Origin of the sequence: Paenibacillus sp. IHBB 10380 (assembly GCF_000949425.1) — a bacterium.
Lineage (GTDB): Bacteria > Bacillota > Bacilli > Paenibacillales > Paenibacillaceae > Paenibacillus_AQ.
Map to the genome: position 1 here is coordinate 3005939 of NZ_CP010976.1, position 17588 is coordinate 3023526.

Here is a 17588-nt window from a genome sequence, read left to right on the forward strand (position 1 = left end):
AATCTATCGTTTTTCTACCAGACTAATACCGAAGCTCCCCAGGTCAATCCGCCACCGAACCCAACCATTAAGACTGTATCTCCTTCTTTCATTCGGCCCTGCTCAGCAGCTTCAACAAGCGCAAGCGGGATCGATGCAGCAGAAGTATTAGCATACTTATCAACATTAATCACACATTTCTCTGGCGGTAAATCCAAGCGTTGCATAGCCGATTGAATAATTCGAATATTCGCTTGATGCGGTACGAACAAATCTATATCTTCTTTTGTTTTTCCAGCTTTATTCAAGACAGCCTCTGTTGCAGACCCCATCACACGTACCGCAAATTTGAACACTTCGCGTCCATTCATGTATATGAAATGTTGCTTACTCTCAATAGTAGCTGTGGATGCAGGCAATCTAGATCCACCCGCTTCGAGTTTAAGCAAGCCGCCTCCAGCTCCCTCAGCACCTAGATCAAAGGAAAGGAATCCACGTCCTTCAGGCACTTCTCCAATGATAACAGCACCCGCTCCATCACCGAATAATACACAGGTATTACGGTCCGTATAATCAGTAATTCTAGACAAACAGTCTGCTCCGATAATCAGTGCGTTATTATACATTCCTGTGCGGATAAAGTTCGTAGCAGTAGCCAAGCTATACACGAATCCTGAACAAGCAGCTGATAGATCGAAGGCTGCCGCTTTTTTGGCGCCTAGTTTCTCCTGTACAATACATGCTGTGGATGGAAAAATAGTATCTGGCGTCACGGTAGCTATAATGATTAGATCCAATTCATCTGCGGTCATACCTGCAGATTCTAATGCCTTTAAGGCTGCTTCGTAAGCTAAGTCAGACGTCGCTTGATCAGGTGCCGCAATATGTCGTTCCCGAATCCCTGTGCGACTTACAATCCACTCATCGTTCGTATCTACAATTTTCTCTAAATCGCTATTAGTCAATATTTTCTCTGGAACATACTTCCCTGTTCCAATGATCCCTACGGGTCTAAGACTACTCATAATATCACTCATTCCTAGTAATTTCCTTAGATATACTTTGAACTAACTCATTCTCAAGAGCAATTCTTGTCTGACGGACGGCATTCTTGATCGCATTGCCATCAGAAGAACCATGACTCTTCATCACGAGGCTACTTAAACCTAACAGGGGCGCTCCCCCATGTTCCTTATAATCAAGTTTCTTCTTTAGACCCCTCAATTGAGGCATCAACAGAGCTGCACCAAGCTTACTTCTCCATGTCTGACTGAATTGTTCTTTAAGTAAAGTAAACATGGAACCAGCCGTACCCTCAAGCGTCTTCAACAAAATATTACCCGCAAAACCATCACAAACAAGTACATCGCAATGATTACCTGACATGAGATCACGCGCCTCCACGTTGCCGACGAAATGAATCGGCATCTCTTGTAAAAGTGGGAATGCCTCCTTGGTTAGCTCATTTCCTTTTCCCGGCTCCGTCCCCACATTCAAAAGGCCTACGCGAGGCTTCGCAACACCCTGTACCTTCTGACGATACAAACTGCCCATCAAGCCAAACTGAGCTAAGTGTAACGCTTTAGAGTCCATATTAGCACCCAAATCCAGCGCTAATACGCCCTGACCGTCTAATGTAGGAATCATAGGTGCTAATGCCGGTCGTTCAATGCCCTCCATACGACCCACCACTAGTAACCCTGTGGTCATCAGTGCGCCTGTATTTCCAGCAGAGATCATAGCATCAGCCGTACCTTCTTTCAGCATCCTCCCAGCCACCACCATGGAAGCATCCTTCTTACGTCGAACGGCTCTAACAGGTTCATCCTCCGAACCAATCTTTTCACTAGCATGGTGAACACTGAGATTAGAAGGTACGTCCTTACCTTTCAACAAAGGATCAATCTGACTCTTATCTCCAACCAATATAATATGTACATCTTTCCATTCAGCGGCAGCTGCAAGCGCTCCTTCTACATTACAACGAGGAGCATGGTCCCCACCCATAGCATCAATGGCGATCTTCATGCTGTATTCCTCCCTCAATGTTATCTTCGCCTGCAGATCTGTAGATTAGGAAATTGCCTTGGAAGACCATCTCTTCACCCACATAGGTAAATACTTCGACTTTAGCTTTCCCCTTTTGTCCAGCCATAGATCTCACGTATGCTTTAGCGATACACTTCTCGCCTAGATGAACGGATCGTAAGAAACGGATATCTGCTGAAGCTGTCAATGCGATCTCATCATTAATAACCGCTACAGCAAGGGAGTTAGCCTGACCAAATATGTCATGACCCCGTGCAATAAGTGTTCTTGAGAACACATGCTCTTCACCAATCTCAAATAAGGAAATGCCACTCTTATCCAGCTGCAAGTCGACTATTTCTCCCACAACTTCATTCAGAGGCAAAGAGCGAACTTGGTCGTACGAATGCTCCGCCATCTGTTTAATCCGTTCCCGAAGTTCTGGTATTCCAAGCTCCATTCGATCTAGCCGGATCGTCTGAATACTCACTTTCAGTTCTCGTGTCAACTCACGGTCTGTAACAAAAGGATTATCTTCAATGAGGGATAGTAATTGTTGATGGCGCTGTTTCTTGGACAAGCGTTCTATGATGGTACACCTCCTTACGATTCAGATAAGATGAAGACAAGCTTTATATAAGGATAATCCACTTAACCATCCCCAAAGGGCGGTATTCGTTCACCGATAAAATATAGAATAACGTTTATACTTTTTAATATTTATTTTTATTTTTTAATAAACACATACACTTTAGAACCTGGTACTAATATTTAGTATAAATCATGCTGCACTAAAAAGAAAGTCCCCTTGGGACAAATGCATCTTGTGAGTTTATTATTCCACATCAATTCAAAAAAAATAGCACCTCACCAAAGATGAAGTACTACTTGTTTGTGAATTATTGTGAAATAATTTCTCTTGCTTTGTACGTTCCGCAAACTTTACATACGTGGTGAGCAAGCTTCATTTCTCCGCATTGTTCACATTTCACCATACCCGGTACTGTCAATTTAAAGTGAGTACGACGTTTGTCACGACGTGTTTTGGACGTTCTCCGTTGAGGTACTGCCATGTTAACACCTCCTTATTTCAATCAACCCATTATTGGGATGAATGTTGCATCAATCAAAAAATAAATCTTTTAGCCCTGCAAGCCGTGGATCAACTACTCTCGTGTCGCAGTTACAGGTGCTATTGTTCAAGTCTATTCCACATCTCTGGCATAATCCCTTACAGGAAGATTTACAGAGTGGAATCTGGGGTAAATACAGCAGAAAAGTTTCTTCCACAAATGGGATAAGATCCACCATGTCATGATCCACGTAAATGGTCTCGTCATCTTCATCCTGAAGCTCTTCAGGCTGCTTCACCAGCTTGAAACGTTCATGAAACGGAATGTCTAATTGTTCGCGGACTGATGTCAAACAGCGTGAACACACCATTTCAACATGCCCAGTGAGCTTACCTTGAACCTCTACCATATTATCTAACAAGTCTGTGCCTGTAAAGGTAGCTTGCAAATCCGCATGAACGGGTTCTACAGCAAGAATATCTCTACGGCCTTCCACTGCGCGATCTATGTCCACTGATTCATGGAACTGTAGGGGTCCTTCCAACTTTACCATTGCACGAAATTCAAAATGCATCTTTATCACTCCAAACAAACAAAATTTATTATACCGAGATATGTGGATGTTTGTCAACAGGTAACACCAATGTGGTGTAGCATTATTTTTTCAGAAGTAGACCGAATTTATGTTATATTTCTTAAAAGAATGATTCTAGAAATAATATCATATCACATCTGTCCTGAGGAGTTGAGCGTAAATTGAGTACTGTAGGCATCATTGTTGAATACAATCCTTTACATAACGGTCATGTGCACCATTATAGCAGAGCCAAAGAAATGACGGGCGCCCAGCATACCATCGCTGTTCTAAGTGGCCCATTCCTGCAACGCGGTGAACCCGCACTCGTCAATAAGTATGCCCGAACAGACATGGCACTAGCCATGGGGGTTGACCTTGTGATCGAGCTCCCAACTGTGTATGCGGTACAGCCTGCAGAATGGTTCGCATTCGGAGCTGTAGCGCTTCTGGAAGCCACTGGCGTCGTCGATAGCCTCTGCTTCGGGACGGAGACTGGGACACTTGAGCTACTACTTCCCCTATCGCACAAGCTAGCAACAGAAAGCGAGTCTATGAAGAAGGAGTTGTCTAAGCTTCTTAATCAAGGAATGAGCTATCCTGCAGCATATAGTACAGCGATTGGCAACCTTTCTAACGATCCAATTGATAAGGAAGATATTGTATCGTTACTACAACAACCCAATCACAACCTAGGTCTTCATTATCTGATTGCACTTCAGCGTTTAAAGAGCAATATCGTTCCATGCACGATCCCGAGAGAAAGTGCAGGCTATCATGACTCTACACCTTCAAAGTCTAACATCGCCAGTGCTACAGCTATAAGGCGCCTTGTGCTAGAACAAGACTTCCAAGCGGCGGCTCCTTACGTACCCTCATACACGCTTGAGATTATGCGTAAAGAATTTGATGCTGGGCGAGGTCCTATCGGTTGGGAATCATTCAGACAACCACTTATGCATCAATTACTAACCCAGAGTACATCTGAGTTAGCTCAGTTCCACGAGGTCACAGAGGGCCTAGAATATCGTATTAAAAAGTTACTACCCCATGTTGTAAATCTTAACGTCAGTGACCTGCTACATAGCTTAAAGACAAAACGCTACACGCATACCAAGCTTCAACGTATGCTTGCACATATTCTACTTCATCACACTAAACAAGAAATGTCTCCGATCAGCCTAGGAGAAGGACCTCAATATTTACGAGTTCTGGGCTTTAGCCCTAGTGGGCAAAAGCTTCTGAAACAAATGAAAAAAACGGCGTCACTACCCATTGTAGTTAAACCGTCTAATCATAGCCACACTCATCTGGAACGTGATCTACAGGCATCCGCAGTGTATGCCAATGCCTACCGTCATCTGAACAACCGAGAAATGTTCCGCGATTACTTTGAGCCACCCATCAAGGCTTAGCTTCAAGGTTATTCATATAAAGTAATGCATCTTCTAAGGTAGAGACAGCAATTAATTTCATGGTTGTGCCGATCTTATCAGCCTTTGCCTTAGCCTCTTGATAATTGTCCTTTGGTACAAAAAAGATTTCCGCATTCTTTCTATTGGCAGCAACAATCTTGTGCTTAACACCACCGATGGGTCCTACCGTTCCACCCTCTACAATCGTTCCCGTACCTGCAACTCGGTATCCTTTGGTCAAGTCACCTTCCGTTAGCTGATTATAGATTTCCATCGTAAACATAAGTCCTGCGGAAGGTCCTCCAACTTGAGTGTTTACAAACTCTACCTGTTTCCCAGGATCATCTGTTGTTACCTTCTGCATCGTAGCAATGGTAATCCCAAGACCTGGACGAGTCTTAGACCCATCCTTGATGGCTACTAAGGGTACATTTTCGACCAAATACTCTCCACCACGCTTCAACTTAACAGATACAACATCCCCTACTTTTTTGCTTGTTAGAAGAGAGGTCAGAGCGACGTTATCAGATGCGGGTCGCCCTTCTACCTCGACGATTCTGTCTCCTGGGTTGAAATATTTACGATTATCTGCTTCCTTCGGTACAGAGAACACAAATAGGTATTCCGGCAATATTTGGTAATCAATCTTAGCTTCCTTATACGCCGCTTCCATTGCAGATGATTGCGAATTACTCATGTAAAAGACTTGTTCCGCAGCATATTCATCTTCACTTTTCTCACCTAATCTAGACTGTTTCTTGTCTATCTCTGCATTAGGGTTAAAAGAAGAAGCCGCTAGTAAAGCGATATTGGCATACCTAGCAGACACCGTCGTCATCATAAACGTTCCTCGCTCCGCCATATCACCGTCTTGTACACTTATCATCGGCTTTACTTCTTCCGCACTTCCTGGCTGATATATAATATAGGGCGTTGGCATAAATACAACGACGTATACCAGCATCACAACCATAACTATGTATACGGATAACTTAAAGCCTATCGAGTTTTTAAATTTATACATCTTGTTCTCCCTCCCAAGATGAACACATATCCACCACACTGTACATGCTGGTCTTATGTGACTCTTATCTGCATAAATTAAATGAGCAATAGCTTGTTCTGTATTTATATATATTGTTCACTTAAAGAGGTGATGCTCATGATAAGAAGTCGTAAATATCTGCTGCTTGCTCCATTAGTCACTATGATGTTAGGTGCACTTTCCATCCTACTCGTCATTGCCATTGTCAGCTCCCCTGAGCTCACCTTTCAGGCTTCCCTTCAAGGTCTTTCCCTCTGGTGGCATATCATATTTCCCGCTCTGCTTCCTTTTCTCGTTCTCTCCGAGATGTTAATTGCATATGGTTGGGCACACGGTATGGGTGTACTGCTTGAACCCTTAATGAGAAGAGTATTCGGTCTTCCAGGTGCAAGTGGCTGGCCACTTGTCATGGGGTTGACGACAGGATACCCTGGTGGTGCACAAGCAACCATGCAATTAGTTGAACAAGGCGAGCTAAGCCACTCTGAGGCGGAAAAATCAGCTGTGTTATCGCATTTCTGCAACCCTATGACAGTTATCGTTGTCATAGGTATTGGTCTGATTGGACATCCCATTGCCGGTTATTGGCTACTAGGTATTCATTGGCTATCTGGCATTATTGCTTTTCTTACGTTAACAATATTCAGTAGAAAAGAACGTAGCACAACACACAAGATTACAATATCCCAAATGTCCATGAATCCTCCGTCTCGTCCATCGCTCATTCGTCGAGTCATAACTGCCATGGAACAAGCCCGTATCCGGGATGGTCGTAGCTTCGGTAAATTACTTGGAGAAGCAGTCGCTCACGCTGTTCAGACACTTATGATTGTTGGTGGGTATATCATTATATTTGCGGTCATCATTCATATTGTCAGCTTTTTTATACTGCCCCAAATACCAAGCTACTACGTAGCTGGATTATTCGAAATGCACTTAGGCACCAAAGCGCTAAGTTCAGCTTCAAGTCTTTCACCCATCATGAAATGGTCTCTTCTCTCAGCACTCATTGGCTGGAGCGGTCTATGCGCATTACTCCAATCCATCTCCCTCCTTAAGAAAACTGGAAAAGGATGGTTAACCTATACTACGGTCAAACTGCTACATGGGGGATACGCATTTGTAATTACTCTTCTTGTATGGAGGCCTTTGGAACAATTAAACCGGGATATTCAACCTACATTTATGGAGTCCTCATATGTCCCCTGGCATTCATTAGACACACCTAATTTATGGTCTAAAATACCCCTGCTATTAGAATGGCAAGGGCTTATACTAGGATGCTTACTTCTGGTCTCACTTATGATAGCCCTATTTACTTCCGCTCTTCGTTCCCGTTAAATTTCGCGTGTAGCGCTTGATCTACTACTGGACATAACCATTCGGTCAAATCACCATTAAAGTGTGCAATTTCTTTCACTAGACTAGAACTTAAGTAGGAATACTTCGGATTCGTCATCATAAAGATCGTTTCTGCATCTGGATTTAACTTATGATTCGTAGAAGCAAGCTGTAGCTCATATTCGAAATCCGTTATTGTGCGAATACCACGAACGATCACGCGGGCCTCTTTCTCCCGAACATAATTTACCAATAAATCTCGGAAGCTATCCACCTGCACATTAGGAATATCAGCTGTCACTTGCTTCAGTAAATCTGTACGCTCTTCAACTGAAAACAAAGCATTCTTACTAAGATTGTTCAATACAGCAACGATGAGTATATCGAACTGCTTGGAGGCCCGTAATATAATATCCATATGCCCTAAGGTAACAGGGTCAAAACTTCCGGGATATACGGCAATGCGTGGTGAATTATTCTGTTGGTTCATGTTGTTCCCCCTCAATTGGATGCATCTCTACTTGATACCGATATATGGTGATTGCTGCCTCCCCATAGAGCGCTTTACGAGTGCATGTGAAATGATTCAATTCATCAGGGTACTCGTATTTCGAATCATGCTCAACGACAATTGTTGCATCAGCATGTAGAAGTCCTCTATCGTGCATCTGCTGCATAAGCTCGTCCGCATTCTTCATCCGATAAGGGGGATCTAGAAATATCACACTCAGAATAACACCGCGTTTCTCTAGCACCTTCAGTGCCCTCGCAGCGTCGTTTCGATAAACTTCGCTTTGATTCTCCATTTTCGTTATTTTGAGGTTAGCTCTTATTGTCTCAATACTCTTCGGCTCCATATCTACAAATATGGCGTGTTCCATTCCACGACTCAAAGCCTCAATTCCCAAACCACCGGTGCCAGCAAATAAATCAAGCACTGTTCCACCCTCAAAGTAAGGACCAATCATGCTGAATACAGCTTCTTTAACTTTATCTGTCGTAGGTCTTGTTCCTGATCCAGGGACACTTTTCAATGGTCTTCCCTTCGCACTTCCCGATACAACTCTCACTAGCTATATTCACCCATTCTATGCTTAAGATCCAATGCCGAAATCAGCATTTTTATGACGATATCGTACCACACTATGCTAGATAATGAAAAATGAAAGACCATTTCGAGTCGATATTTAGAAAGATTATGTATAAAAAGGAATTTCTACGGGCATGCTTTAATTATCGACATCAAAAGAATGTCGTAGACAACCGTGGAGAAGAATTACGTTTCCCCATAGCTCTTCGACCGGTTTCTCCTCTCCCATGAGGACGCCCTGCAAGGGGCGTCCAATTTTTTTGTGGTTCAAAGACTTTGTAAACAAGTTTTTTGCGATTCACCCCTATGTCCAAACAGTCGAGAATTAGTAAATGGGTACCTATTGGGCACCCTATTTTTAGAGTGGAGAGAATCTGAATTTCATTAATACATAAATGGAATATGTTCTCTGGCCTGCTTTCGAAGCAATAACTATCCTTATCCTCACATACCAAATCTATAAAGCTCCATAGCGATGAGCTCATAACCGGAATAGCGGAAGTATCAACCGATCATGAACGCGCTAAGGTGAGACGCTGAAAGTTCTGTAACCAAAGATACCCCGCAAAGCGTGAGCCTTACGGGGTATTCATTATTTAGCAGCTATAAACTGAATCACTCCAACACTGATTAGGAAAATGAAAAACCAAAAAATAAACCACAAGACTATTTTCCCACTTCTTCCTCTGGCTTGCCTCGGGTTATTCTCCAACCTATGAATACGGTCTTCAAGTTCTCGTATTCGTTCCTCTTGTTCCAACATTTACAACAACTCCAATCATATATAGATAGTGTTAATTTATACGCCGCTTTTCAAATGCACAGAAAACTCAAATCCGTCTCGCAGGTAATACAAGTCGGAAGTTTTGACAGAATTGGGAGTATACTAGTCAAATATAAAATACCCCATAATAGGGTATCTGTATTACCGAATTATATCATTTAATGAATAAACACTTTACTTAAAGTTAATACTTAGGCAAAATTCAGAATCATCCATGCTTCAATCTAGGCGAAGTGCCTGATCCATTTCAATCGTACGTCCCATGATCTTGCCCCGTAAAATCAACAAAGCCGACGATATTTCGGTAGCCTACAATGGTCTGACTTCGTATACGAATACGACTTCAATCATACATAAGTGTCATTGTCATTTGATGCTCAAAGCCTGCCTTTTCTCAACCTGTAGCATTTCCAAATCTGTCGCTACCTTTTCAATCATTTTTACAAAGCTCGTCAGTTCCTCCGAACTTGCTGCTTGTATCTTCATGTTGTTCAATGTATCCCTCGACACAAGCTGAACACTACTTAGCTTGCGCATAATAGCTTCCACCTTACTCTGTATTTGCTCTTGTGCGCTACGCGAAGTAGATGCCAACTTACGAACTTCCTCAGCTACGATATTAAATCCACGTCCAAATTCACCTGCATGCGCCGCTTCAATAGCTGCATTTAGACCCAGTAGATGACTTTGATTAGAAATTTCACGGATGAGTACACCCATGTTCTCAATCTGACCCACCTCTGTACCTAATTGCTCCATTAAGTCATGTGCCATTTCCTGAGAATCTACTGCCACTTGGGCAGTTTCAGCGATGGAGCCCGCATTTCCATGCAATTCTGCAATCATCCCAGCTAACTCTTGTGCTACTTCCGTGACCGTTTGTAGTATCTGATCCTGTTGATCTGCCAAGTTAAATAGCTGCTCTTTCTCTTTCTTATTATAAGCCTCAAGAACTAGCTGAGAATCTAGATTAAACATCTTACTTAAGGCATGTGTAATCGATATCCAATGATCTGGTCTAATCTGACGAAGAATGTCTGTTGCTATATCTAAATAAACAATATAAGAACCCAAATAATAATTTGAAGACAAACCTATTCGAGAATGCACCAGACCAATAGCAATTCTCTTTTGGATATACTCCTCATCAATTACACCTGTTGTCATCGACATCCAATACTCACGCTGAGTTTCCTTTAATCTGTCCAATGATGCGGCTTGATCTATAACCCGTTTAAGATCCGGTTGTTTGTCAATGTGTTCATAGAAGCGGTTCACCACTTCATCCACTACCTTCACAAAAACATCATGATTAGCTGATAAAATCTGTAACTCTGTCTCCGTCAACCCGATATAATCTAACTGCTCTTGTCTAACCTGTGTAACATTTATCATCTTTGTTAAATCCCCCGTATTTATAATTATGTAAAAGTTAAAATATATAGATTAAAAATGGTAATTTAATCATTATAGGTTATATTGAGAAATTATAACATATTTCATGTATGCGATTACAAAAAAATGCTGTGATTTATCTCTCATTATAAAAATTATAACAAAAATACGTTTCTCGTTGTTAATCAGACAGAAAAAAACAAACTCCGCTAGCTAAAAATGCGCGGAGTTGTGAAGTTCAGTTCTTCGAACTATTTGTTTAAAAGCAAAATGCACTTGTAATGATCACTAACAAAATAAACAGAACTAAGATGGCACCTGTAGAGCCGTAAGCTCCACCAATACCGCATCCACCACCATATCCTCCAACATTATTGTTGCCAACGCTATTTCCGCCAACGCCAGCATTTCCACAACATCCATTTCCGCTCATAAGTTAATTCCTCCTTTGGTCTAGAGTACATCCTAGCATATGTACAATTTGGATTATGGGAAGGGCTAAACGGTAAGCAAATAAAATTCAGTTAACATCGTCCAACTTTGAGCAGAAGAACTCACCAAACAACGGAATTTGGTTATTGTAGAAGCATACAAATAACCCCCCTTAAAAAAGGGGGGTTATTTGAAAAGACAGTTCAATTATTCTGCTGGAGGTGTGAATGAGCGTTTAGCAAATTCTGCATCAAGCATATAGAATGCGTTGCTATCTTTTTCAATACGCTTTAGTTTCTGAATAATGTTATCAAACAATGATTCCTCTTCAACTTGTTCATCAATAAACCATTTCAAAAAGTATATCGTTGCATGTTCACGTTCATTTGTAGCTAAATCTGCCAAGTGATAAAATTTCTTAGTGTTCTGTTTCTCATGTGAATACCCATGCTCAAAAACATCAAGCATCGAAGCATACTCGTTCTTAGGTTCTTGTAATGCACCTATTGTTGCCCGATGTCTGCGATCATTGAGGAACTTGTATATTTTCATTGCATGGAATCGCTCTTCTTCAGCCTGAACAGTGAAGAAATTAGCGAATCCCTCCAAGCTTTCAGCTGAACAGTATGCAGCCATTGCAAGATATACATGAGCTGAATAAAATTCGAAATTCATCTGTTCGTTTAATGCTTTTGCTAATTCGTCTTTCATATACAGGTCACCTCATCTTCTTTATAGTAGTTTATCTTAACACTCTACTCTTGCCCAATTATTAACAGCAAAAAAGTATCCTTATCGTAACACGACACCTATTTCATCAGCAAGCCCAGTGGATATTTGTCTAGAAAAGGATTCCCCTCTATTTATAAATATATGTTCTTAATTAAGCAGATTCTCATACTTATTGAACCCTTTGGCTTCACCTATGTAGGTATAGCCGCTTCGTTGGTAAAAACGATTCAGTGTCTCATTGTTACGAATACAGTCAAGTCGAATACGATCTTTACCTTTAAATTCAATACTCTTTGCAGCCCACTGGAGAATATCTCGTCCTAATTCTTGCCCCGCAAAACCACGTTTAATAGCTAGTCGATGTAAATATACTGCAGAGTCACACGCTATAGCTCCCTCACCCCAGAGGTTAATATCCCACGGGCTGGGCTGTTGCATCAGAATAACCACACCAACCAATTCACGATCTTGTCTAAAAGAAAATACTTCTCCATGAGAAATACAACCTGCCATGTTATGACTATCTTCTCCTTCTAATAAGCCACTCCATTGCGTGGAGCCTTGACTTTGTAGCCATCTCGCTGTTTGAATAAGTAGTTCCATGATCTCCTCTGTATCCTCTGAATTCGCTTGATGGCCTTTTACATGTTCATTTACGAACTCATTAACAATATTATATGTACCCATTCCTATCCCTCCATTAAAAGTCATATCCATGGATTCATGCTAGCATCTCTTCTGAAAAGCTTCAACTTGTGCTAAGAAAGATACAACTATCGAAGCTTGTACTTTAATAATCAAGAAGAAACGGCTTTGCCGTCCTTAGAGGGACGGTAACCGTTTCTCGTAGAAATATAAGCAAGTATAGTGAAAACTTATACTTGCTTATATTTCGCAAAGGGTCGGGAAGCATATAAATGCTTCCCGACCCTTTAATAAAGATCTTATTAACAGAATCCTCTTCCAAGGCCTGCTAAAATGATAACCAACAAAATATAAAGTACCAAGATAGCTCCTGTAGAGCTACAAGGTGAAGCTCCTACACCGCCAACACATCCGCTCATGAGATCTCCTCCCTTCTATAAAAGGAATATAAGTGATTTAGTATTTTCTAGTAAAGGAACGCACGTGTAATAATAACCAACAAGATAAACAGAACTAAAATCGCACCTGTTGATGTAAAAGGATTTGGGGCATAACCGTAACCTGCTACTTCGCTCATTCCAATTCCTCCTTTCCCTTTAACATATTGTAAGATATGTCAGTGTGGAGTTCATTGGTCTAGTCATTCCCCCAATTTTGACAAAAGAAAAAGCCCTTATTCAGGGCTTCACATGTACAGCCTATTCCGCACATTTAAACAAATCATACATTCTGTATTTTCTGGACTCGTTTTCTCCGATCCACTAGACCTGAATCTCCTTGCTCTCGGTATTTCCTCATCCATACTTTTAAACGTCCGATATCTGCGATATCTAAAGCAGTAGCAACTTCTTTTTTAGTCATACCCTGTAATCGCAATTCGATAGCCTTTTTCTTAATATCCAAACTATAGGAATTAAACGTCTGTCCCTTCTTGGCCAAATCGATCACCTCAAGATATTTATCGGATGAAACAGATTTTTTATAATACTCCGTTAAATAATCTTAAGAAAAGGTACCCTTATCAGGATTAAAAGGATGTGTAGGCTGTCCTTTAACTCAGTTGTTCTCTCCATTCCAAGAAAATCCCACTGCCTGTAAAAATTCACGAGCAAGCGTCATGTGACCTCGTTGTCCAGGATGTACTCTATCCCAATTATTAGATAGTGATGACAAATACACATATTCAGATAGTGAATCAAAGGCACTTTGCGTATCGACAACGATAGCGTTAAATTCATCAGCAATTTTCTTAACTACGCCGCTATAAATATCCATTGTTGCTCGCATCGGATCATTCAAATTAGGTTCAAGGTAGTAAGGAGTCATAAGAACAAGACCTTTCAAAGAAGGACGAATGGCATCAACAAGTGTACGAAGTGTCTGTTCATATTCATCCAAATAAACATGATCTTCCGTATTGAGTGGATTATCAAACTGACGCCACACATCATTCGTACCAATCATGATAGATAACCAGTCTGGACTAAGATCCACTACATCTTTTGCCCAGCGAGCTTTCAAATGACGTATCGTATCTCCACTTATACCTGTGTTTAAAGTACGGATGGCAAGCTCTGGATATACGGCATTCAATAGTGCATCTACTTGAGTTACATACCCATCGCCTAACTGTCCAAATCCACCCTCTCCTACGGGGAAAACACGACCGGAATCTGTGATGGAATCTCCAATAAATAAAAGTGTATCATTCTTACTAAGTTGCATATTAAATTCATCTCCATTCCTTTATAAATCATGCCTACATGTTAATGAACACAGACTACATCCCTTGTTTCTTGAGCCAAGTCATACACAAGCTTGTCCAAATGGCTACTTCAGGAATTTCTATCACAAGTCCTAGTCCATGGTTCCCTTCTGGAAATACGTGAAGCTCATGCAGAACATTGAACTGACCCAAAGATAATGACAACTGAAGGGTTAAATACATGAAAGCATTTTCATTTTACCATATAGCTAGAATCAGAGTCTAAAAAAATCCATTTAATGTTAATAAAGCGGAAGGAGCCTGGGTTGTGTTTATTTATAAGCTCGCAGGTAATAAATCCCCCTCCGTTTCTATCCTATCTAGTAGGGACTACAATATACTATAGTAAAAAACTGATTCAAATGACAACCCTATATAAGCCTATGATATAATAAGGCTTACAATAATTGTTAGAGAGCGTAAAATATTTTGTGTAAATAGAAAAAGGAAGACCTTTTCTTGTAGAATTGAGTTACCACACAACAATTCAAAGAGAGGTCTTCCCTATGAATCATTTTACAACAGATTTAGTCCAAGCTCTAGTCACAAAGCAAGATGTAACGGAAGTATTTCGCAGTCACTTAGAGTCTGCCATGAATCATCTGCTAGAGACGGAGCTTACTGCATTCCTAGACTATGAAAAATATGACCGTATAGGCGTGAATTCAGGTAATTCTCGAAACGGTGGCTACTGCCGAACGCTTCATACCGAGTATGGGGACCTGCAGTTAAACATTCCCCGAGATCGTAATGGAGAGTTTAAGCAACAGACCGTAGCACCGTATAAACGCTCGAATGACACGCTAGAATCCTTCGTCATTCACATGTTTCAAAAGGGCGTAACGATGACGGAGATTGCCGACCTAATCGAGAAAATGTATGGTCACCATTACACGCCACAAACCATATCTAACATGACAAAAGTAATGGTCGAACATGTCGACGCTTTTATGAAACGCCCACTTGAGAAGCGATATGTATGCGTCTATATCGATGCTACATATATCGCAGTTAAGCGTGAAACTGTATCTAAGGAAGCTGTCTATCTTGCCGTGGGAATTCGTGAGGATGGTTCTAAGGAAGTACTCGCGTACGCCATTGCACCAACCGAATCAGCGTACATCTGGAAAGAACTGCTCCATGACGTGAAACAGCGTGGTACTGAACAAATCCTTCTCTTTATCTCCGATGGACTCACAGGTATTGTGAATGCGATTCAGGAGATCTATCCGCAGGCAAAGTACCAAACATGCTGTGTTCATTTAGCTCGTAATATAGCCCATAAAGTTCGCGTCTCAGATCGAGCAGAGATCTGCGAAGACTTCAAATCCGTCTATCGATCCGATGATGAAGAAGCTGGTAAAGCAGCTCTAGCAACCTTTTGTGACAAGTGGAGGGCTGCTTATCCTAAGGTCGTTAAATCCCTACAAGAAAATCCCTACATCTTTACGTTTTATAGCTTTCCAAAGCCTATTTGGAGAAGCATTTATTCGACGAATTTAATCGAATCGTTTAACAAACAGATTAAGAAATACACAAATCGTAAAGAGCAATTCCCCAATGAAGAAGCACTTGAAAAGTTCTTGGTTTCACAGTTTGAAAGCTATAACCAACGCTTTGCTACACGTTGTCATATTGGTTTTGATCAAGCTCGCTCAGAACTGCTAGCTATGTTCTCGACCAAAGACTAATCCTAGTTCTTCAAGACAAGGTTATTTTTATTTACACATAAATCTTGACGCTCCCAATTGTTATCTAACGGAGCTACTTATACATGACGAATTAATCTAGAAGAAACGTCGGTATATTTGCACATGTAGATGCGGGAAAGACGACAACGACCGAGCATATGCTATACACGAGCGAGCCTTATCTCAACTGTAATCGAAAGCATGCTTACTAATCTCATTTTGGAGGTAATTTATGAAATTTATTGGTTTTTTTCTATTATGGCGAATATTAGGGAATCCATTTCTCGCACTACTTGTTATTGTTGTAGTAGTCTATCTACTGGATCGCCGTTATGTTGGGGTGTTTCCCAGTATCACAAAGCCCTTTAAACGGATGAGTAAAATTTCAAAGCTACGTAGTGAAATTGCTCTAAATTACAACGACGTATCTTCTAAATATGAGCTAGCACGTCTACTCATGGAGCGTAAAAAATACAAAGAAGCACTAGCCATTTTGGAGATGATTCAAGAACCCTACGAACAATCTGCTGAATATTGGAGTGACCTAGGCACAGTGTTGTTAAAGCTAGGCTCTATCGATCGGGGTGAAGCCTACATTCTTAAAGGTCTAGATATTAATCCTAGAGTCAAATATGGAGAGCCGTATCTCAGACTAGCAGGAGTGTACCAGAATCAAGATCGTGAGAAAGCTCAGCATTATGTGCGGCAATTCCAAACGATTCACTCTTCTTCAAGCGAAGCTTGTTATCTGTTAGGTATGATGTATAAGGCATTAGATCGAAAAGAAGATGCCAAATCTGCATTTCAAGAATCTATTGATATCTATCGCACGCTACCGAAGTACAAAAAACGTCAAGAACGCAAGTGGGCTGTCCGCAGTCTTTTGAGAAAAATGACCTAGAGATCTGGAGTTCCAAAAAAATAGACCCTTCAGCCCAGCGGTCTATATTCTAAACGATTTAATTGATCTGCGATGATACGATAGCCACGACTATTAGGGTGAACATGATCTAGCGATAATAACTCTCTCTCTCTCCCATGAAAAAGCGGGTATATATTAGCCACTGCTAACGTCCTACTCTGATAGCGCTCGATATATTGATTGAACTGTTGAACATAATATGACGCCTCTACTACTTGGGGAAGTGGGTTATATAAACCGATGACACGAATAATATAGGACTGGTTCGTGTTCCTCTTGATGTGATACAACCCTTTGATGATACGCCCGAAATTCGCCTGACACTCAGAAAGTGCTTTATTGAAGTGTTGTGATGTAGCACCCAGTAATTTAGCCGCTCTAATTAAGTCATTACCACCGATCGACAATGTAATGATATCTGAGCGTTGTAACGATTGCCGGAAAGATAAGTTTCGGCTTATAAGATCATATTGCCCCTGAGTAGTTAATCCATTGATTCCCAAGTTATCACAAGCTACAAAAGTCTGAAAATGATACTCTGCAAGTCTTCGATACACCGGCACGAAACCATTGCCCGGCAAAGCACCATAACCAACGGTTAAAGAATCACCTATAGCTGTGTAATGGTATACCATTTACCTCAACCTCCTGAATTGATATCTCGCTCTTTCAGTTAT

The 17588-nt window shown here is 41.2% G+C and carries 23 protein-coding genes and 1 pseudogene; 5 read left to right on the plus strand and 19 right to left on the minus strand.

What is annotated here, in order from left to right; genetic code table 11:
- Positions 1-14 precede the first annotated feature (14 nt).
- From UB51_RS13230 to UB51_RS13250, 5 genes are all read right to left on the minus strand, one after another.
- The gene (locus UB51_RS13230) at positions 15-1004 is read right to left on the minus strand and encodes a beta-ketoacyl-ACP synthase III (protein ID WP_199925033.1); all 990 of its coding nucleotides are present in this window, start codon (positions 1002-1004) and stop codon (positions 15-17) included.
- A 4-nt stretch (positions 1005-1008) separates the two neighbouring features.
- The gene (gene plsX, locus UB51_RS13235; protein ID WP_044877695.1) at positions 1009-2007 is read right to left on the minus strand and encodes a phosphate acyltransferase PlsX; all 999 of its coding nucleotides are present in this window, start codon (positions 2005-2007) and stop codon (positions 1009-1011) included.
- Positions 1991-2587 carry a transcription factor FapR gene (gene fapR, locus UB51_RS13240; protein ID WP_144407015.1) on the minus strand — a complete coding sequence of 199 codons (597 nt, stop codon included), beginning with the start codon at positions 2585-2587 and terminating at the stop codon, positions 1991-1993. The genes plsX and fapR overlap by 17 nt, the downstream gene beginning before the upstream one ends.
- Before the next feature lie 319 nt (positions 2588-2906).
- The gene (rpmF, locus tag UB51_RS13245) at positions 2907-3080 is read right to left on the minus strand and encodes a 50S ribosomal protein L32 (protein WP_044877697.1); all 174 of its coding nucleotides are present in this window, start codon (positions 3078-3080) and stop codon (positions 2907-2909) included.
- A 49-nt stretch (positions 3081-3129) separates the two neighbouring features.
- The gene (locus tag UB51_RS13250) at positions 3130-3654 is read right to left on the minus strand and encodes a YceD family protein (RefSeq protein ID WP_044877698.1); all 525 of its coding nucleotides are present in this window, start codon (positions 3652-3654) and stop codon (positions 3130-3132) included.
- 182 nt (positions 3655-3836) lie between these two features.
- Here UB51_RS13250 and UB51_RS13255 point away from each other — a divergent pair, with 182 nt between their 5' ends.
- Positions 3837-5069 carry a nucleotidyltransferase gene (locus tag UB51_RS13255; protein WP_044877699.1) on the plus strand — a complete coding sequence of 411 codons (1233 nt, stop codon included), beginning with the start codon at positions 3837-3839 and terminating at the stop codon, positions 5067-5069.
- Here the strand turns inward: UB51_RS13255 and UB51_RS13260 are convergent.
- Positions 5059-6093: a SepM family pheromone-processing serine protease gene (locus tag UB51_RS13260; protein ID WP_044877700.1), complete on the minus strand. Its 1035-nt coding sequence runs from the start codon at positions 6091-6093 to the stop codon at positions 5059-5061. The genes UB51_RS13255 and UB51_RS13260 overlap by 11 nt on opposite strands.
- A gap of 138 nt (positions 6094-6231) precedes the next feature.
- Between UB51_RS13260 and UB51_RS13265 the strand changes: the two genes are divergently transcribed.
- Positions 6232-7455, plus strand: coding sequence for a nucleoside recognition domain-containing protein (locus tag UB51_RS13265; protein WP_044877701.1), 1224 nt, complete (start codon positions 6232-6234; stop codon positions 7453-7455).
- On the opposite strand, the gene coaD is transcribed toward UB51_RS13265, so the two are convergent.
- The 12 genes from coaD to UB51_RS28300 all read right to left on the minus strand — a co-directional run bounded on the left by coaD (position 7430) and on the right by UB51_RS28300 (position 14481).
- On the minus strand, positions 7430-7945 hold the full coding sequence (gene coaD / locus UB51_RS13270) for a pantetheine-phosphate adenylyltransferase (protein WP_044877702.1): 516 nt from the start codon (positions 7943-7945) through the stop codon (positions 7430-7432). The two genes, UB51_RS13265 and coaD, sit on opposite strands and share 26 nt — an antisense overlap.
- On the minus strand, positions 7929-8525 hold the full coding sequence (gene rsmD, locus UB51_RS13275) for a 16S rRNA (guanine(966)-N(2))-methyltransferase RsmD (protein ID WP_044877703.1): 597 nt from the start codon (positions 8523-8525) through the stop codon (positions 7929-7931). Before rsmD ends, coaD begins: the two co-directional genes overlap by 17 nt.
- A gap of 612 nt (positions 8526-9137) precedes the next feature.
- Positions 9138-9308 carry a hypothetical protein gene (locus UB51_RS28295; protein ID WP_160297267.1) on the minus strand — a complete coding sequence of 57 codons (171 nt, stop codon included), beginning with the start codon at positions 9306-9308 and terminating at the stop codon, positions 9138-9140.
- 387 nt (positions 9309-9695) lie between these two features.
- Positions 9696-10724 carry a globin-coupled sensor protein gene (locus UB51_RS13280; protein ID WP_044877704.1) on the minus strand — a complete coding sequence of 343 codons (1029 nt, stop codon included), beginning with the start codon at positions 10722-10724 and terminating at the stop codon, positions 9696-9698.
- Positions 10725-10983: 259 nt separating this feature from the next.
- Positions 10984-11157, minus strand: a complete 174-nt coding sequence (locus UB51_RS27860; RefSeq protein ID WP_144407017.1) for a YjcZ family sporulation protein — start codon at positions 11155-11157, stop codon at positions 10984-10986.
- 206 nt (positions 11158-11363) lie between these two features.
- Positions 11364-11867 (minus strand): ferritin, encoded by a 504-nt coding sequence (locus tag UB51_RS13285; protein ID WP_044877705.1) that lies wholly within the window; start codon positions 11865-11867, stop codon positions 11364-11366.
- A 168-nt stretch (positions 11868-12035) separates the two neighbouring features.
- Positions 12036-12575, minus strand: coding sequence for a GNAT family N-acetyltransferase (locus tag UB51_RS13290; protein ID WP_044877706.1), 540 nt, complete (start codon positions 12573-12575; stop codon positions 12036-12038).
- A gap of 260 nt (positions 12576-12835) precedes the next feature.
- Positions 12836-12952 (minus strand): sporulation protein YjcZ, encoded by a 117-nt coding sequence (locus tag UB51_RS28550; RefSeq protein WP_199924932.1) that lies wholly within the window; start codon positions 12950-12952, stop codon positions 12836-12838.
- A gap of 47 nt (positions 12953-12999) precedes the next feature.
- Complete coding sequence (locus UB51_RS29030) at positions 13000-13110, minus strand: YjcZ family sporulation protein (RefSeq protein ID WP_234405435.1); 111 nt, start codon at positions 13108-13110, stop codon at positions 13000-13002.
- A gap of 143 nt (positions 13111-13253) precedes the next feature.
- On the minus strand, positions 13254-13472 hold the full coding sequence (locus UB51_RS13295; protein ID WP_044877707.1) for a helix-turn-helix domain-containing protein: 219 nt from the start codon (positions 13470-13472) through the stop codon (positions 13254-13256).
- Positions 13473-13589: 117 nt separating this feature from the next.
- Positions 13590-14258, minus strand: coding sequence for an SGNH/GDSL hydrolase family protein (locus UB51_RS13300; RefSeq protein WP_044877708.1), 669 nt, complete (start codon positions 14256-14258; stop codon positions 13590-13592).
- A gap of 55 nt (positions 14259-14313) precedes the next feature.
- Positions 14314-14481 (minus strand): alpha/beta hydrolase family protein, encoded by a 168-nt coding sequence (locus tag UB51_RS28300; protein WP_160297268.1) that lies wholly within the window; start codon positions 14479-14481, stop codon positions 14314-14316.
- A 323-nt stretch (positions 14482-14804) separates the two neighbouring features.
- Here UB51_RS28300 and UB51_RS13305 point away from each other — a divergent pair, with 323 nt between their 5' ends.
- From UB51_RS13305 to UB51_RS13310, 3 genes and pseudogenes are all read left to right on the plus strand, one after another.
- The gene (locus tag UB51_RS13305) at positions 14805-15989 is read left to right on the plus strand and encodes an IS256 family transposase (RefSeq protein ID WP_044876240.1); all 1185 of its coding nucleotides are present in this window, start codon (positions 14805-14807) and stop codon (positions 15987-15989) included.
- A gap of 98 nt (positions 15990-16087) precedes the next feature.
- Positions 16088-16162 (plus strand): annotated as a pseudogene (locus UB51_RS29755) (GTP-binding protein); the annotation flags it as partial.
- 59 nt (positions 16163-16221) lie between these two features.
- Positions 16222-16890 carry a tetratricopeptide repeat protein gene (locus tag UB51_RS13310; RefSeq protein WP_044877709.1) on the plus strand — a complete coding sequence of 223 codons (669 nt, stop codon included), beginning with the start codon at positions 16222-16224 and terminating at the stop codon, positions 16888-16890.
- Between the two features lie 29 nt (positions 16891-16919).
- Here the strand turns inward: UB51_RS13310 and UB51_RS13315 are convergent, their stop codons facing one another.
- Positions 16920-17546, minus strand: a complete 627-nt coding sequence (locus UB51_RS13315; RefSeq protein WP_044877710.1) for a GDSL-type esterase/lipase family protein — start codon at positions 17544-17546, stop codon at positions 16920-16922.
- Positions 17547-17588: the final 42 nt, after the last annotated feature.